The organism is Chryseobacterium sp. RU33C (assembly GCF_900156015.1).
Classification (GTDB): domain Bacteria; phylum Bacteroidota; class Bacteroidia; order Flavobacteriales; family Weeksellaceae; genus Chryseobacterium; species Chryseobacterium candidae.
The window spans coordinates 118,818-136,522 of the sequence record NZ_FTMT01000004.1 but is presented as its reverse complement, the minus strand read 5'-3'; the positions used below and the strand labels follow the sequence as shown (position 1 = coordinate 136,522).

At 35.3% G+C, this 17,705-nt stretch carries 17 protein-coding genes and 1 pseudogene; 5 read left to right on the top strand and 13 right to left on the bottom strand.

What is annotated here, in order from left to right; genetic code table 11:
• Positions 1–35: 35 nt before the first annotated feature.
• The 3 genes from BW946_RS05440 to BW946_RS05430 are packed head-to-tail and all read right to left on the bottom strand — an operon-like array spanning position 36 to position 1,662.
• Entirely contained in the window at positions 36–545 is a 510-nt protein-coding gene (locus tag BW946_RS05440) for a hypothetical protein (RefSeq protein ID WP_076595193.1), read from the bottom strand.
• A 6-nt stretch (positions 546–551) separates the two neighbouring features.
• Positions 552–1,094: a hypothetical protein gene (locus BW946_RS05435; RefSeq protein WP_076595192.1), complete on the bottom strand. Its 543-nt coding sequence runs from the start codon at positions 1,092–1,094 to the stop codon at positions 552–554.
• A 16-nt stretch (positions 1,095–1,110) separates the two neighbouring features.
• Complete coding sequence (locus BW946_RS05430) at positions 1,111–1,662, bottom strand: RNA polymerase sigma factor (protein ID WP_076595191.1); 552 nt, start codon at positions 1,660–1,662, stop codon at positions 1,111–1,113.
• Positions 1,663–1,843: 181 nt separating this feature from the next.
• Between BW946_RS05430 and BW946_RS05425 the strand changes: the two genes are divergently transcribed.
• From BW946_RS05425 to BW946_RS05410, 4 genes are all read left to right on the top strand, one after another.
• Complete coding sequence (locus tag BW946_RS05425) at positions 1,844–2,593, top strand: Rossmann-like and DUF2520 domain-containing protein (protein ID WP_076595190.1); 750 nt, start codon at positions 1,844–1,846, stop codon at positions 2,591–2,593.
• Positions 2,583–3,101 (top strand): KdsC family phosphatase, encoded by a 519-nt coding sequence (locus tag BW946_RS05420; RefSeq protein WP_076595189.1) that lies wholly within the window; start codon positions 2,583–2,585, stop codon positions 3,099–3,101. Before BW946_RS05425 ends, BW946_RS05420 begins: the two co-directional genes overlap by 11 nt.
• Before the next feature lie 8 nt (positions 3,102–3,109).
• Positions 3,110–3,673, top strand: a complete 564-nt coding sequence (locus BW946_RS05415; protein WP_076595188.1) for a Maf family nucleotide pyrophosphatase — start codon at positions 3,110–3,112, stop codon at positions 3,671–3,673.
• A 148-nt stretch (positions 3,674–3,821) separates the two neighbouring features.
• Positions 3,822–6,401, top strand: coding sequence for a type IX secretion system periplasmic lipoprotein PorW/SprE (locus BW946_RS05410; RefSeq protein ID WP_076595187.1), 2,580 nt, complete (start codon positions 3,822–3,824; stop codon positions 6,399–6,401).
• Positions 6,402–6,418: 17 nt separating this feature from the next.
• On the opposite strand, the gene tsaB is transcribed toward BW946_RS05410, so the two are convergent.
• From tsaB to rpiB, 10 genes and pseudogenes are all read right to left on the bottom strand, one after another.
• On the bottom strand, positions 6,419–7,099 hold the full coding sequence (gene tsaB, locus BW946_RS05405; protein ID WP_076595186.1) for a tRNA (adenosine(37)-N6)-threonylcarbamoyltransferase complex dimerization subunit type 1 TsaB: 681 nt from the start codon (positions 7,097–7,099) through the stop codon (positions 6,419–6,421).
• 81 nt (positions 7,100–7,180) lie between these two features.
• Positions 7,181–7,930: an SDR family NAD(P)-dependent oxidoreductase gene (locus tag BW946_RS05400; RefSeq protein WP_076595185.1), complete on the bottom strand. Its 750-nt coding sequence runs from the start codon at positions 7,928–7,930 to the stop codon at positions 7,181–7,183.
• A gap of 82 nt (positions 7,931–8,012) precedes the next feature.
• Positions 8,013–8,390, bottom strand: a pseudogene (locus BW946_RS05395) (YraN family protein); the annotation flags it as partial.
• A gap of 29 nt (positions 8,391–8,419) precedes the next feature.
• Positions 8,420–9,349 (bottom strand): S66 peptidase family protein, encoded by a 930-nt coding sequence (locus BW946_RS05390; protein ID WP_076595183.1) that lies wholly within the window; start codon positions 9,347–9,349, stop codon positions 8,420–8,422.
• Positions 9,346–10,032, bottom strand: a complete 687-nt coding sequence (locus tag BW946_RS05385; RefSeq protein ID WP_076595182.1) for a LysE family translocator — start codon at positions 10,030–10,032, stop codon at positions 9,346–9,348. The genes BW946_RS05390 and BW946_RS05385 overlap by 4 nt, the downstream gene beginning before the upstream one ends.
• A gap of 464 nt (positions 10,033–10,496) precedes the next feature.
• Positions 10,497–10,979: a hypothetical protein gene (locus tag BW946_RS05380; protein ID WP_076595181.1), complete on the bottom strand. Its 483-nt coding sequence runs from the start codon at positions 10,977–10,979 to the stop codon at positions 10,497–10,499.
• A 252-nt stretch (positions 10,980–11,231) separates the two neighbouring features.
• The gene (locus BW946_RS05375) at positions 11,232–12,167 is read right to left on the bottom strand and encodes an IS1595 family transposase (protein ID WP_076595180.1); all 936 of its coding nucleotides are present in this window, start codon (positions 12,165–12,167) and stop codon (positions 11,232–11,234) included.
• Positions 12,168–12,420: 253 nt separating this feature from the next.
• On the bottom strand, positions 12,421–12,933 hold the full coding sequence (locus BW946_RS05370; protein ID WP_076595179.1) for a hypothetical protein: 513 nt from the start codon (positions 12,931–12,933) through the stop codon (positions 12,421–12,423).
• The gene (gene rnr, locus BW946_RS05365) at positions 12,933–15,086 is read right to left on the bottom strand and encodes a ribonuclease R (RefSeq protein ID WP_076595178.1); all 2,154 of its coding nucleotides are present in this window, start codon (positions 15,084–15,086) and stop codon (positions 12,933–12,935) included. Before rnr ends, BW946_RS05370 begins: the two co-directional genes overlap by 1 nt.
• Before the next feature lie 337 nt (positions 15,087–15,423).
• Positions 15,424–15,858 carry a ribose 5-phosphate isomerase B gene (gene rpiB, locus BW946_RS05360; RefSeq protein ID WP_034694035.1) on the bottom strand — a complete coding sequence of 145 codons (435 nt, stop codon included), beginning with the start codon at positions 15,856–15,858 and terminating at the stop codon, positions 15,424–15,426.
• A gap of 643 nt (positions 15,859–16,501) precedes the next feature.
• Here rpiB and BW946_RS05355 point away from each other — a divergent pair.
• Positions 16,502–17,692, top strand: coding sequence for a phosphoglycerate kinase (locus BW946_RS05355; protein WP_076595177.1), 1,191 nt, complete (start codon positions 16,502–16,504; stop codon positions 17,690–17,692).
• The last annotated feature ends 13 nt before the right edge of the window (positions 17,693–17,705 follow it).

The following is a 17,705-nucleotide window of genomic DNA, read 5'->3' as shown; positions in this document are numbered from 1 at the left end:
CTGTAAGAGCCGTCCAACATTAAAAAAATAAACTATTATGGGTTCTGTTTGGATCCCGAAGCATTATGATTTCCGTGAGGTTTTCTTTCATCCATTTTATCCTTCATCATCTTTTCGGATTGAAACAGCTTCAGAACTTTTTGGCAGGGAATTACCTGCTGCATTTTATCTGCATATTTTTTCCTGTTATCCAATAGCTTCTGCCCTACTTCAAAACTTTGCTGCAACTTAGCTTTGGCTTCGTCATCCGATAAAGTTTCGGGATCAAAGTTGGAATTAAACTGACTTTTTATCTGCTTCTGGCTATCCAGATATTCGTTATACAATTGTGTAAATTCGGCTTTATCATCCGGATCGACATTCAGATTATCCATGATCATATTGTTCCTGAATTTCTTCAGAAGTTCTTTTCTCTCTTCCGGAGAAAGATTATTGATGACTTCTTTCCTTTGTTTAGGATCCATCTTTTTCCAATCATAATCTGTTCTTTGGGCATTTAATCCAAAGCCATAAATAATCAAAAACGTCAATAATATCTTTTTCATTTTCTTTTAATTATAAATATCCAAATAAACGTCCTGAGTCGAATTACTTGCTAACTCTGCAATTTCAGAATTAGAAAACGAGTCCAGATATTCATTCATTCGTGTTTCTTCTTTTTTCTTCACAGTTTTCACCGGTTTAGGGCTCTCTGTTGTTTTTTTAGTTTCGCTTACACTTTTAGAAGCGTAAACATTGTTATTTTTTTGATTTTCAACTGTTTGATTATTATTTTCAACAGAAGTTAAATCAGATTTTAAAGTTTCATAAGCCTGCTCACTTTCTGTTTTCGGCGCTTCGTTATTGGCAACATAAGCTGTTTTAGAGTTCAGTATCTGTTCTGTGGAATCGTTATCTGAATTAAAAACATACGTTGTTCCAAAAATCAAAGCCAGCGATGCCGCTGCTGCATACATCCAGTTCAGCTTAAAGACAGGTGCTTTTTTACTTGTCTTTATATCATTCATAACGCTCTCCTGAATATTTTCAAACATATTATCAGGAACTGTGTAAATGTTTTTACGCTCTAATTTTTCTATGTCGAACTCTTTCATCTTTGTTGGTCAAAAATTATTTTTCGTAATTTTCTTTAATATAATCTTCTATTTTCTGTTTGGCATAATGATAATTTGTTTTCAAAGTCCCTACAGACATATCTACAATTTTTGATATTTCTTCGTAGGGCAAATCATCATAATACCGCATCATAAATACCAGTTTCTGCTTTTCGGGCAGGCTGTGTATAGCGTTCTGCAGTAAAACCTGTATCTCTTCAGCATCTCCTTCTGTATTATCTGCGACGAGATTCTGCATATGATACTCCGGATCCTCATCAGTTTTCTGCATCTTTTTCATTTTGTTGACCTGCTGCAATGCTTCGTTGGTAGCGATCCTGTACAACCAGGTATACAACTGGCTATCATTTTTGAACTGATGAAAATTCTGATATGCTTTAATAAAAGTTTCCTGCAAAGTATCCTGTGCAAGATCTCCGTCCACAATAATTCTTCTTATGTGCCAGTACAATCTGCTTTGATAGGCGTCCATCAAGGCACGAACCCCTTTATCCTGGGTCCGTGGATTCTGCATCAACGAAATAATTTCCGCGTCCTTAATCTTCATAAGATGCCTTCATTGTTTTGGATTACAAAAATAGCTGAAAGTTAAATTAAAAATTCAATTTTCAATGTAAATATTAAAACTAATATGAGACACTTACGCAATAAACGTGCCTATATTGAAGAAGAGGATTTCTGAAGCAATCTTCCTTTCCCGGCTCAGCTTAAAATCTTATATTTGTTATATGCAAATTGTAATCATCGGTTCCGGAAATGTTGCCTATCATATGGCAAAAGCTTTCAGGTTGAAAAGCATTCCTGTGGCCCAGCTATTTGGGAGGAACGAAAAAGAATTGAAGAAAATATCTGAAGAATTAAATATTCCTTCCGCTACAGATCATCTGGAAAAAGCAGATCTTTATATCATCTGTGTAAGTGATCATTCTGTGGGGGAAGTTTCGAAGATGATAACCGAAAAAGACTGTCTGGTTGCCCATACCTCAGGATCACTTTCAAAAGAAGTTCTTGCAGGAGACTATCGAAAATCCAGCTTCTACCCTTTGCAGACTTTTTCAAAATCCAAGGAACTTGACTATGAAAAAATTCCGTTTTTTATAGAAGCGGAAAATGAAAAAGATCAAAAGATATTGTTTGATCTTGCTTCAAAGATTTCGGAAAGGGTGATGGATAGTAATCACGAAAAAAGAAAATATATTCACCTGACAGCTGTATTTGCCTGCAATTTTGTGAATCATCTTTTTTCAAGGGCTAAAGAAATTTCAGATTCCCAGGATATTCCGTTTGATTATTTCTTACCGCTGATTGATGAAACGGTTCATAAAATTCATGAAATTGAACCTAAAATGGCACAAACAGGGCCAGCCGTAAGAAATGATGTAAGGATTTTACAGCTGCATGAGCAGTTATTGAAAGACGAAAGTCTTGACATTTATAAAACAATGAATCATTCTATTCAGAAAATGTATGAGCTATAAAGAGAAATTAAAAGATATTAAGGCATTTGTATTTGATGTTGACGGCGTTTTCACAGACGGAAGTGTTTATCTGCTTCCCGGAGGAAATATGTGCAGGGTAATGAATGTTCTGGACGGATATGCGGTAGTAAAAGCTTTAAAAAACAATTATTTAATCGGTGTTATTACCGGAGGAAATGATGAAATGGTAAAGCATAGAATCAATTATCTGGGTATTCAGGATTACTATCCGAAGTCTCATAATAAAATAGATGATTTTGAAGATTTTAAGAAGAAATATAATCTTAAAAACGAAGAAATTCTGACGATGGGTGATGATCTTCCGGATATTCATATCATGGAAAGTTCAGCTATTGCGGCGTGTCCTGAAAATGCGGTTCCTGAAGTAAAAGGAATTTCCGATTATATTTCTCCTAAAAATGGAGGAACGGGTGCTGTTCGTGATGTGATTGAACAGGTAATGAAAGTTCAGGGGAACTGGCATGACGATAATACTCAATCCGTATAAGTATCTGTATGAAATTACTTTTAGCATCACAATCCCCAAGAAGAAAAGAACTTCTTTCAAGCCTTGGTTTTGATTTTGAGGTCGTAAAAATAGACTGTGAAGAAATTATCCCGGAAAATATTAAAATAGAGGAATCTGCCGCTTACCTTTCTGATTTAAAGGCTGAAGCCTTCAGAAACCTGGAAGAAGGTGAAGTGCTTCTGACTGCTGATACGGTAGTTGCTATCGACAATCTGATCCTTGGAAAACCTAAAGATGAAGCGGATGCCTTTAAGATGCTTCAAAATCTTTCCGGAAGAACACATCAGGTGTATACGGGAATTACCATCAAAACAGCTGAAAAAACGATTACCGAAACGGATGTAGCCGATGTTACTCTGGACAAGGTTTCGGATGAAGAAATAACTTATTATATTCAAAACTATAAGCCTTTTGACAAAGCTGGCAGTTATGGTGTTCAGGAATGGCTGGGAATGGCGAAGATCACAAGCCTTACAGGAAGCTATTATACCATTATGGGGCTTCCTACCCATCTTGTTTATAAAATCCTGAAAGAATCTTCTCTGATTTAAAAGATGATCAGACTTGAAGCGCTCATTAAAGAAGAAATAAAATATTTCCGCAAGAAATATAAATATTATTCATTATAAAATTTTATTATTTTTACAAAATCATCAAACTGCTGATAATAAAAAGCAGATTAGCGAGTTATATTGAATAATGAAAAAGAATATATTATTCCTTTTAGTCATATGTCTTGTTGCTTCCTGTGCTACCAAAACAAAAAAGCCGGAGCAGCGTTCAAGAGTATTGAAAGGATTTTCCACATATTACAACACTCTCTTTAATGCGAAAGATGCATTAAACAGTGAGTTTACATCCAGAGACAAAGGACATAAGGATAACTTCTATGCGCCTTATATCCCTATTCTTACTTACGAAGAACAACCTTTGGGAAGTGATCTTGGGCAAACTGAAGCTTTTGCAGAAAACTCTATGAAGATGGCAGAAGTAGCCAACAGACCTTCAGGAAGAGGCAATTCAGGAATTCCGAATATTCCTGGCGGACCTCAGGGAAATGGACCTTCAAGACCTGACGGTGAGCAAGCCAAAGGAGCTACTACGCTGGAAATTGCAGAAGCAAAAGCTTTAAAAGCAATTAATAAATATTCTGTTACCAGAAATGGTGAAGAGAAAAACAAGCAGATTTTTGATGCCTGTATGATCCTTGCGCAGGCAAGAATTTATCGTGGTAAATCTCTTGAAGCCCTGGATGCCCTCAATTATGTTTTCACCCGTATGAAAGATGATAAAAGAATTGCACTCGCAAGAATTTATCAGGGGCTTGCATATGATAAAATCAAAGATTATCACAGAGCGCATGAAACATTTGCCAAACTGAAGAGTGAAGATATCAGTAAAAGCTATGCAAAACTACTGAGCATTTATTATTCTGAATCTCTTCTTGATGCTGGTAAAAAAGAGGAAGCGGCTAAAGAACTTGATAATGCTTTTGAACTGAATTCGGACAGAAAACTGAAAAGCAGAATCGCTTATCTGAGAGGTCAGGTGCTGGAAAATCTTAACCAGAATGATAAAGCAAGGGAAAGCTATGCTGCAGCATATAAATACGCCAGTGATTTCGAATTTGAAGTAAAATCTCAGGTTGCCATTGCCAAAACTTTTAACGGTAAAGGCGACTATGCGGGAGCAAAAAACTACCTGGAAGGAATCAGTAAAAAAGGGATGTATGGCTCCAGAAAGAATGAATTTTATTATGCTTTAGGGCTAATGGCCAATAAAGCAGGCAAAAAGGATGAAGCACAGCAATTTTTCAGAAAATCTCTTTTTGAAAAGGTTTCTGATCCTCAGATCCGTGGATTGGCATATTATGAAATAGGTAAAAGCTACCTTGATAAGAATGATTATATCGGAGCCGGAAGTTATTATGATTCTGCGCTTGCTGTAATGACTTATGAGCCTTCAAAAATCCTTTTAAAAGACCAGTCTGAATACATTAAGAAGATTTCTAAAAACTATTACCTGATTAAAAAGAATGACAGTATTCTTTCTCTGGCCAAGATGAATGACAGTCAGAAAACAGATTATTTCACAAAATATATTGCAAAATTAAAGATTAAGGAAGAGAAAGAGGAACAGGAAAGAAGACGTGCAGAAAGAAGTAAAGGTTTTGATACCGGTGATTACAGCGCCAATTCTATTTTTGCCAATAGTGCCAATTCTTTTGAGGACTTTGGCGTAACTACAAAAGGTTTTTATTTCAGTAATTCAGGAACGGTAAGCAAAGGAACCTCTTCGTTTAAGCAAATCTGGGGAGACCGTGCCCTGGCCGATAACTGGCGTTCTTCCAAGAAAATGGCCACTATTGAAGATATGAAGAATGAAGCGTTAGGAGTAACTTCAGCGCCTAATCCAAGACGTTTTGAGCCTGCGTATTATATTGAACAGATCCCTACAGATCAGGGGAAATTGTCTCAGTTAAAAAAGGACAGAGATACTGCTTCACTAGGTCTGGGAATTATGTATCAGAATTATTTTACCAATACCCCACTGGCTACAAAAACGCTTTATGACCTTGTAGATGTAAAGCCGGAAGAAAAAGTGATGTTACAGGCGCTGTATGAGATTTTTGCCATGAATTATGAGAAAAATCCACAAGCTTCTGAAAGAGCAAAACAAATTCTCCTGGCAGATTATCCATATACTTCTTATGCAGAATTCGCCAGAAATCCCAAGAATAAATCGTTTGTAAAATCAACCGAAGAAGTTGAAAACGAATACAAAAAGGCATATGCTCTATTTGAATCTGAAAAATTTGCAGAAAGTAAGGATGTGATCGATCAGACGATTCAGAAGTATCCCAAAGATGCGCTGGTTCCTAAGCTGTACCTTTTAAATGCATTCAATGCAGGAAAATCCAGTGGAAAGGAAGTAATGATTCTCCAGCTTGAGCAGATTGCCCTGAATTATTCTAAAACATCTGAAGGAATTAGAGCCAAAGAAATGCTGAATTACCTGAAAAGTGATTTGAGCTTCCAGGCAACGGATAATAAAGGAAATTCTATTCCTCAACAGCCGTCAGGAGTACCCCTACAGCCTAATACTCAAAATACGGGACTTCCACAAATGAACAGCGGGAAAGTACAGAAACTGGAAAATGTAGATCTGCAAAGTACTACTCCGTTACAGACAAATCCTTCCCCACAGAAGCAAGATAAAAATGATAAAAACCCTGGTGTGAAAAGACCTACTTCACAGGTTCCATCAAAACCTCAATAACATAAAAAAGCGAAGATTTACTCTTCGCTTTTCTTTTTCTTTACTCCATGAAAATCTTTGAGATAAAAAGGCTCAAAATAGGCCATATCCTCAAATTCTTTGTTTTCTATTTTTTCCAGAGTCTTTCTGATGAGATATTGTGCAGAAGGATAAACATCTTCTTTAAAAACGGCATCCGGGAGATTCAGAATATCTTTTGCCTTTTTAGCACCATCCCCTGCAAACAGAACTTTTTTATCTTTAAATTCTTCAAAAGAAGTTTCGTCTAAAATCTTAGCTTCCGTCTCAGATAACTCCTTCCCTGTCCTGCCGTCATAAACAGCCGTATACACCTCCATTCTCCTTGCGTCGACCAAAGGTACAACAAAGTCGTAGTTATCGCCTAAAAAAGGCTCTACCATGCTTTCAAGAGAATTCACTGCAATCAAAGGAACTCTGAGTCCATAACAAAAGCCTTTCGCAGAAGCAGCACCAATTCTTAAACCGGTATAAGATCCGGGGCCTTTTCCTAAAGAAACTGCTTCGATATCTTTAAGTGAAATTCCCGCTCCTTCCAACGCCCACTCCACATAGGTGTGTAAGCTTTCGGACTGTTTATAGTTTTCAGAAACTTCTTCACAAAGGCATATAAGCTTTTCATTGTCTGATACTGCTACTGAACAGTTCTTAGATGATGTTTCAAGATATAGAATTTTCATTTTTTTGTTTTAAGCTAAACAGCAACATTGCAAGAGCAAAATTACTTTTAATACTCTGCAAATTTACTCCATTATTTTGGACTATTTTCTATAAATCGTTCTTGGCTCAGCCTGAGCACTTGGATAGATGGTCATATCAGAAACAGTAACGTGTTTCGGTGCATTTACACAGTAAGCAATGGCATCAGCAATATCTTCCGCTTTCAGGGCATCATAGCCTGCGTACACTGTTGAAGCTTTTTCAATGTCTCCTTTGAATCTCACCAGAGAGAAATCCGTTTCTACAGCTCCCGGCTGGATATTGGTTACTTTGATTCCAAATTCGGTGAGTTCCAGTCTCATCCCTTCGGAAATAACATCTACTGCTTTTTTCGTTGCACAGTACACTATTCCATTGGCGTAAGTTTGTCTCGCTGCTACAGAACTGATATTTACAATATGACCTAAATTTTTAGTTTTCATAATTGGTATAATCATTTTAGAAACATAGAGCAATCCCTTTACATTTCCGTCGATCATAGAATCCCAGTCATCTGTCTTACCAGCAGAAAGAGGATCTAACCCGTGGGCATTCCCTGCGTTATTAATCAGAACATCAATCTCTTTCCAGTTTTCAGGAAGGGAATTAATGGCTGCTTCTACTTCTTCAAGATTCCTTACGTCAAATTTCAAACTAAATATTTCGGTATAATCAGAAAGTTTTGTTTTCACAGATTCCAGCACCTCACTTCTTCTTCCACAAATAATGATTCTGTTTCCTTGTTTTGCAAGAAGCTCTGCAGTGGCTTTACCTATACCGGAAGTTGCTCCGGTTATCAATATTGTCTTCATAAAATTGGTTATTAAATGTCCGAATGCTGTACACTGTCAATGTCATGATCCTGATACATTCAAACATTGTTGTATTGATTTATTAGTTCGCATCAAAGGCCTGAAAAGCATCTTTGATATGGTTAACTATTAAGTTTTTATTATAATCAGGAAGAACGGAAATAATATCAAATCGGGCTTCCTGATCTTTATTAAATTCTTCCAGATAATGATTAGCTGCGGAAACAATAGATTTTATCTTTGTTTTGGTTACAGCTTCCTGAGGAAGGAGGAAGATATCGGTAGATCTTGCTTTCACTTCCACGATAATAATCAGATTATCTTTTTCAGCAATAATATCAATTTCGTTCTGCTTAAAGCGAAAGTTTCTGGCCTTAATTGTATAGCCGTTTTTCTGAAGATAATCAGCAGCAAGATTCTCTGCTATTTTTCCAAAATCATTATGATGGGCCATACTGTAAGTTTTAGAGTTGGGGGAGTAGTGGTATTTTAAAAATCAATCTTAACACTGCTGTCCACATTCATTTTCACATTGGCTCCGATTAAAAGTGGTCTGTTGTCCTTAATGTGCCCATTAGGAAAAGTAAATGCAACGGGGAATTTATACTTCGAAATTCTGTCAGAAATCAGTTTGTAAGCAAATTCATCAAAACTATCTTCATAGCTTTGATTGTCCTTTTCATCACCCATATTGGTCATTCCACCCACAATAAGTCCTTTGATCTTACTGAAGACCCCGGCAAGCTCCAGACTCATGATCATACGGTCCAGTGCATAGAAGTTTTCTCCGATATCTTCAATAAACAGAATCTTGTCTTTAAAATCGAATGAATATTTCGTTCCCAGAAGAGCGTAGATAAGGGCTAAATTCCCTCCAACCAATTCTCCCTGAATATTCCCTTTTATGTTCAAAGGGTGAGATTTTAGGACGTATTTAGGCTTTTTGCCTTTAAGGATATCAAAGATCAGATCATAGCTTTCATCTGTCACACCAAAACTGGATGTCTTGATGGTCTGCCCATGAATGGAAACAAAACCTTTTTTCAACAGATAACTTTGTATGACTGTATTATCGGAATATCCAATATACCATTTCGGGTTTTCTGTGAAGTTTTTCAGCTTCAGATGCTGAAGAAGATGCTGGCATCCATAACCTCCTCTGGAAGCCCATACCGCTTTTATTTCCGTATCATTAAAAGCCCAGTTGATATCTTTTGCTCTTTCCTTTTCTGTTCCGGCATAATTATATCCGTTTGAAAATTTAGTGTAGAGATGTTCCCCGGGAACGGGTTCAAAACCTCTGCTTCTAATCATTTCTATTCCTTTTTCCAATTGAGGGACATCTACCGCTCCGGCAGGGGAAATAACAGCTATTTTATCTCCTTTTTTAAGAGACTTTGGAAAGATCATTTTTTTCATTTTGCTTTTTGATATTTTACTTCTTTCTTTTCTGCTTCCTCCAGCTGTTTTTCAAATTGATTGAACTTTTTAAAACTCTGCAGGAAAATAAAGAAACTGAAGATAATAAGAATACAGCCAACAACTCTTCTGATCTGGTTGGCCAGTTTTTGTGTTAATTTATCGTGAAACTGCTTGGCGAGAAATATCTTGGCAAGATCTATAGACAGGTAAGTAGCCAGTACTATGCTGATGTATAAAATAAAACTGCTGGTGTCCGGATATTGATTCCTTACGGAAATTACCGTTACCAGCCAGAAAAGGATGACTCCAACATTGAGAAGATTAAAGAAAAAACCATTGAAAAATGTTTTAATATAATTCTGGCCGATAATCCTTTCTTCACCGGGCAGATGCATCTTGGTTTTGGTAACCAGCATCACAATCCCATAGATAAAAATAAGAATGGAAGTAATTCTGTAAAACCCCGGATGCTTATCTATTAATGTTACAATATCTGTACTGGCATAATACGCCGCTACAATGCATAATAAATCTGCTGTAATGACACCAAGATCTAATGACAGGGCATGTCTGGGGCCTCTGGAAAAGCTGGTTTCAATTAACAGGAAAAATATAGGTCCTATGAAAACCAGGCTCAGCATAAATCCTAATATGATGGCAGATAGTACAAGTTCTAGCATTAAGTGGTGTTTTAAAATGAATAAAAATTCATTTCGTTTAATACAAAGTTATACTTTATGATTTAATTATTCAATAAAGTTGTGATATATCAAGTGGATTTTAATCAGAGTTTAATGTAATTTTTTTAAGAAATAGGAGAGGAGCGTTTATTATACGTTTTTTGCTAAAAAAATAAGGTAATTATATACTTTATAAACCCTGTTAAAATTACAAAATAATAATTTTCTCCATAAGAAATTTTGTATCTTTATAAAACGAAAGGAAGCTCTGGTAAAGCTTCCTTTCAAGATTAAATAACGTATTAACTAATTAATAATTGCTCTAATATGAAAACCATCATACGCATTCAACCTATATCTGATTTTATTTATAAATCCGATTTTAAAACAAGAACCGAAATAGAATTTTATTCTGACGGAACTAATTCTATTGCCGAAGCTGTTTATTATTATAAATAACCTTGTTAATTTAAAGAAACTCCTACAACGTAATAACCTTTTTTCAAAGTAGGAGCTTCTTTCGTTTGTTTATCTATAATTGTTATAGATGATTTTCCGTTACCATAGAATTGGTAATACGGAGCAAAACTTTTCATTTTCTTATAACCATACTCTGGTAACTGATTCTTTATTTTTTCCAATAATTCTAAATCATTACTATAAAAGTTGGTTTTATTTAATGTGAAATTATATTGGTTTGAAAAGGTTTTTTCCCTTTCAATAACTTGATCCTGATCTTTATTTCTAAAACGATATTTTTTTATATCTATATTCCTATTTTCAGTTTGTATTTGAAACGGCATTTCTGCTTCCCAATTTCCGTGAAGATTTTCAGGTAATTCAAATACTGTTAATCTCGATAAATTCAATAAATCTTGTAAATCTTTGATTTGAGAAAAGGCGTTAACGCTTAAAAACATGGCGGTTGTTAACAATAGTTTTTTCATTTTTTATTAAAGAAACTTTGTTTGCTTGTCCATAACAAACGATTAATAAAAAGTAGCGTGGACAAATAATCTACCTTTGTTTTGAGGTTAACCGCCAAGCAAACCCTATCCCATAATAGACTAATGCCCACGCCCTATGGCATGAACAATGAGCCTATCAATTTTTGGGATTTTAATTTTTAAACTTGGCGGTTTTTCAAAATCAAAATTGATAGCTATCGCTACATATTTTCTTAATCGTAAAGATATTAATTATCTTCTAAAGTTATTAGTCAATTCTTTTAAGGTGAGAGTTCGACCAAAACCTTGATTTATCGTTAGCATGAATCTTTCTAAAGAAGTTTCTTTTCTCGTATTCCATCTGAATTCAAATTCAGGCAAATATCTGTGAAGTAGCTTTTTGCTTACTTTGTGATAAATTCCAATTATTCCTCTTTTTAAATGGCTCCAAAAGCATTCCATAGTATTTGTTGTAGCATTTCCATTGACGTACTGATATGCAGCATGATTCACGATTTCATGTTTCTTGAATCTCTTATCTAATCCTCTATAAGCTCCATATTCATCTGAATAAATAGTGCTCGATTTATCTACACAATGAGATAACATTACTTTCATGCCCTTCCAATGTAATTTTCCTATCTGCATAGTTCTTACTCTTCCATTTTTCTCAACAAATCCAAATACTGCAACTTTATCTTTTGTTGAACGTCCTTGGGAATGTTTCACTTTTTTATTGTAATGCCTATTTTTATTTTTGCCTCCAACATAGGTTTCATCAACTTCGATTTCTCCACTAAATTTTCCTTTTCTATCTTTCATACTTAAACGAATCTTATGAAGCATTAGCCAAGCTGATTTTTGCGTTATTCTCAAATCTTTAGATAGTTGAACTGAAGAAAGTCCTTTTCTATGATTTACAAAAATGTATATAGCATAAAACCAATTTCTAAGGTCAATATGAGTTCCTTGAAAAATAGTTTTAGTTATAGGACTGAATTGCTTCTTACAAGAAGAACATTTGTATAAGTATTTATTTGCGAATCGATAGACTTTATCAGAATTTTCACAATGAGGGCAAACGATATTATTTCCCCAACGTAAAGAAATAAGATAGTCTTTACATTTATCTTCTGTATCGAACATTCTCATGAGTTCAAGAACGTTATGAAATTTAGGTAATTCCATTATGTAATGTTTTGGCGGTTACAAAGATAAACTTTGTAAAAATAAAAAGAGAGGTCTTTCGACCTCTCCCGTTTTCGCCAAAAAACTACATAATACTGGAAGTATTACTTAGTCTAAGTAACTTTGTGAATATTTCTTTATTTTGTAAACTAAGGTTTATAAAGTATATAATTACCAAAAATAAAGAGGTCATTCCGCTTAGAAACAACCTCCTTTATATGATAATTTTACTGAATATGTTCAGCAATTTTTTTTATTTTTCCAAACAGTTTTCATTGAAAACAAATTCGAAATCTTTTCTGATTTTAAGACCAAAAATACCCCTTTCAAAGGTATAAATAACCTGATTTTTAAAAAGCATTCTTTTATAATCAATCCAAAAACTTCTGGTCATGTAAGAATATTCGTAGGCGTTTCCACTCAAATAAACGTAAGTTGTCTTTCCTTTCTGATGGCTGTGTACGCTTCCAACCTCTGAAACCATGTTTCTGAAACAATATGTTTCTTTGGTAGGATTCATTCCTGTAACGTAATTGATAAGAAAGAATCCATTTATTATCAATGGAAAAGTGACTCCAAAAAAATATTTTCTTCCTTGCTTATTGATATTGATAATATTTCTTTTAATTAGAATATTACATAATATAACAAGAACAATCAGAACCAATACAAAAAGATAAAAATTGATAACAGTATTAAAAATTACTGTTACCAATAATATTGCGTTTAAAATACTAAATACAATGTATTTATCTATTCTCGTCATTACTTCACGATCTGGAAATCAAGCTGTTTCTGAATCAGATTGGCTTTTACCACTTTGATCTGAACTTCATCTCCAAGCTGATATTTATTTCCATGTCTTATTCCGTATACGGCATGGGTTTTTGCATCATACATATAGGAATCATCTACAAGGTCTCTCAACTTGATCAATCCTTCCGCTCCGTTTTCAGGAATCTCAACCCAGAAACCAAATTCTGCCACTCCGGAAATTACACCTCTGAAAGTTTCTCCCAGATGTTTTTCCATGAATTTCACCTGCATGAATTTGATGGAGTCTCTTTCCGCATCTGCTGCCAGTCTTTCCATGGCGCTGCAGTGTTTTGCTTTGTCTTCAAGCTCACCTCTGTTTGGAGATTTTCCTCCATCCAGATAATGCTGAAGAAGACGGTGAGCCAATAAATCCGGGTAACGGCGGATAGGAGAGGTAAAGTGGCTGTAGTATTCAAAACCAAGACCATAGTGGCCAATGGGTTCTGTGGAATATACTGCTTTGCTCATACTTCTCATCGCAAGAGTTTCAATCATATTTTCTTCCCCTTTTCCTTTCACATCATGAAGAAGTTTATTCAAAGATGCGGCAACCTTTTTGGTATTGGCCAGATCCATTTTGTATCCGAAAGTAGCAACAAAGTCTCTCAAAGATTCCAGCTTTGCGGGATCCGGATCATCGTGAACCCTGTAAATAAAAGTATTGTTGGTGATCTCACCTTTTCTTGAAAGCGATACAAATTCTGATACTTTTTTATTGGCTAAAAGCATGAATTCCTCGATCAGGTGATTGGAATCTTTACTGATTTTAAAGTACACTCCAATCGGTTCATTATTTTCATCAAGATTGAATCTTACTTCACTTCTGTCAAAAGTAATCGCTCCTTTTCTGATACGATCATTACGCATTATTTTCGCCAGCTTATCAAGCGTATTGATTTCTTCCGCCAAATCTCCCTGTCCGGTTTCAATACGTTCCTGTGCTTCCTCATAAGTAAATCTTCTGTCTGAATGGATAACGGTTCTTCCAAACCACTGTTTCTGAATTTCAGCATTGTCATTCAATTCAAAAACAGCTGAAAAAGTATATTTATCTTCATGTGGACGAAGGGAGCAAACATCATTACTCAACACTTCCGGAAGCATCGGCACAACCCTGTCAACCAGATATACTGAAGTAGCTCTCTGATAGGCTTCATCATCAAGAATAGTTCCCGGCACTACATAATGAGATACGTCTGCAATATGAACTCCGATTTCCCAGTTTCCGTTTTCCAGTTTTCTGATGGATAAAGCATCATCAAAGTCTTTTGCATCCTTAGGGTCAATGGTAAATGTACAGATATTACGCATATCCCAACGTTTTGCCACCTCTTCATCTGTGATGCTTCTGTCAATTTTATCTGCATCAGCTTCTACTTCCGATGGAAATTCATAAGGGAGGCCATATTCTGCGAGAATAGAGTGGATTTCCGTTTCGTGTTCTCCCGGAGCACCCAATACCTGAATAATTTCACCTTCCGGATTTTTATCCCCGGGTCTCCATTCTGTCATTTTTACAATGACCTTATCTCCATCTTCTGCAGTGCTAAATTTTCCTTTCGGAATAAAGATATCTGTGTTGATTGTCTTTTTATCACAAACCACAAACCCAAAATCTTTGTGGGCAACCTTCTGAAAGGTTCCTACAAACTCTGTTCTGTTTCGTTCCAAAACTTCCAAAACAGAGCCCTCTAATTTCTTTCCTTTATAATGATAAGTTATAATAAGAACCTTATCTCCCTGCAGGGCATCCTTTACATTTTTGGAATGAACGAAGACATCATCTTCCAAACCTTCCACACTTACGTAAGCATTTCCACTTTGGTTAAAGTCAATAGTTCCGGTAAGCGTTCCTGCGATTTTTAGGTTCACAATGTATTTTCCTTTTTCAACTTCTTTAATCTTTTCAGATCCCTGAAGTTTATGCAGCGCCTGGATCACAAGTTCTCTTTGTCTTGGATTTTTGTAATCTATCCCATCAGCGATCTGCTTATAGTTATAAATTTTGGATGAATTTGCATTCATAAAACGGAGGATCATTCTTCCGATCTCCATCATCTTTAAATCATTTTTATGACTTATATATTTTCTTTTTTTTGGCATTTTAATTTTTCTTTTAATTGTTTTGGTCTTATCTCAATTAAGACCTTTTTCTAAATCTTCCTTATTAGTTCCTTAGTATAAGGTTATTCAATTTCATCATTAGAATCTTTCCGTAAATCATCAGAAATTATCTTTCAGTTTGCTTAAAACGGGAGCTTTAGTTTTGTATAAATTTAATACAATTCTGGAGAAGAAAAGAGAAAAACCTTTTATTAAATATATTTCAAATATAAGAAAGGCTTTGGAGAATAATAGAGTGTAATTTCTATTGGACACTGCAAATGTACGAATAAAAAATAAATAAGGCTTGTAAAGTGATTTACAAGCCTTATTATAATTAGCAAACTGCAATTTTGTCAACTCTGTTCTGGTGTCTTCCACCTTCAAAGTCTGTTGAAAGAAATTTATCTACAATTTCAAGTGCCAGTTCTTTAGATATAAATCTTGCCGGCATTGAAATCATGTTGGCATCATTATGCTGTCTTGCCAGTGTTGCAATCTCCGGCATCCAGCACAAAGCGCATCTAATTTTCTGGTGTTTGTTTGCAGTGATCTGAACTCCGTTTCCGCTTCCACAGATCAGAATTCCAAGCTCATTTTCTCCGTTTTCCACAGAGGTTGCAGCAGGGTGTACAAAGTCCGGATAATCCACACTGTTTGTGGAAAACGTTCCAAAATCCTGTACTTCAAAACGTTCTGAAAGATAGTTCTTAACAATCTCCTTATATTCATAGCCTGCATGGTCCGCTGCAATAGCAATTTTTCTTTTCATAATACTCTTATTAAGCTTTATTAGATTCTATTTCCTTACAAAGGTAAGAATAATAACAATTCGTGTTAGTAAACCCTGAGTTAATTGTGAAAAGGTATGTGAATAACTGTGGAAAACTTTTCTCAACTTTCTATTTTTAAAGATGAATTTATTTCGTAATAGAAAATCTTTCCTCAAACTTTTACCACAACTTTCCAGATGTTTTCTTCAGCTATCCCCAGATTTTTCCATAATAAAATAACTAATAATGGCTTTGTTTCAAAGTTATCAACATTTGTTAATAAGTATGTGAAATTGCAGGTTTACAGAGTTTTATAATGTGAGTTAAATATGAGTTGAATAAAAGTTGAATGTTATCAATTTTTAGCCTAAAACTTATCCCCGAAACTAACAATACTCAACAACAACTACATTATTCTTTTTTTTATAAGAGAAAGAATTGTTGATTAATGGGTGATTGGGTTCGGGGAAAGTTTTTGAAAACTTTTATTTTAATCAAACTGTTGAAAAAGTTTAAAACCTTACATTTGTGAAACAAAAATTCAATGAGGTTTATGAAATTGTTCCTGCGAGATTTTTACAAAAACTAAAACGGATTTCTGCAGAACAGTCTCATAAGGCTAAGTAAAAAATAAATCTATTTATGAAAACAATCAATGATCTTAATTTTAAAGATAAGAAGGCTCTGGTAAGAGTGGACTTCAATGTTCCGCAGGATGATCAACTGAAAGTGACAGACAACACAAGAATTGTTGCTGTGAAACCTACAGTGGAAAAGATTCTTAATGATGGTGGTTCTGTCATCTTGATTACGCACCTTGGAAGACCAAAAGGAGAGGTTAAGGATGAATTTTCCCTTCAACATATTGTAGGTGAAGTTTCTTCTGTTTTAGGACAGGAAGTAAAGTTTGTAGACGAATGTATCGGAGAAAAAGCAGAGCAGGCAGCTGCAGATTTGAAACCAGGGGAGATCTTACTATTGGAAAATGTACGTTTTCATAATGAAGAGGAAAAAGGAGATGCTGCATTTGCTGAGAAGCTTGCTAAATTAGGAGATGCTTATGTAAATGATGCGTTTGGTACAGCGCACAGAGCTCATGCTTCCACAGCAGTAATAGCTCAGTATTTCCCATCAACTAAATATTTCGGTTTACTAATGGCTAAGGAGCTTCAGGCTATCGATAAGGTTTTAAAAAGTGGTGAAAAACCTGTTACAGCTATTCTGGGAGGTTCTAAAGTTTCAACTAAAATTACCATTATAGAAAATATTCTTCCTGCAGTAGATAATCTGATCATTGGCGGAGGTATGGCATTTACCTTTATTAAGGCTCTTGGAGGAAAAATCGGTACTTCTCTTGTAGAAGAAGATAAACTTCCTTTGGCCCTTGAGATCTTAGGAAAGGCCAAAGAACATAAAGTAAAAGTATATCTTCCGTCTGATGCTATCATCGCTGAAAGCTTTAGTAATGATGTAGAAATAAAAGAAGCTGATATTTATGCTATTCCTGAAGGATGGATGGGACTTGATGCTGGTCTTAAATCAAGAGATCAGTTTAATGATGTATTGCTGAATTCACGCACAATTCTTTGGAATGGCCCGATTGGAGTTTTTGAAATGTCAAATTTTGCTGCTGGAACAGTTGCATTAGGAGAGAGTATCGCAGAAGCAACAAGATTGGGAGCTTTTTCTTTAGTGGGAGGCGGTGACAGTGTTGCTTTCGTGAAGCAATTCGGATATGCTGATCAGGTTAGTTATGTTTCTACCGGTGGGGGAGCAATGCTTGAAAGTCTTGAAGGACTTGAATTACCAGGCGTAGCTGCCATCAATAATTAATAGGAAATATAAT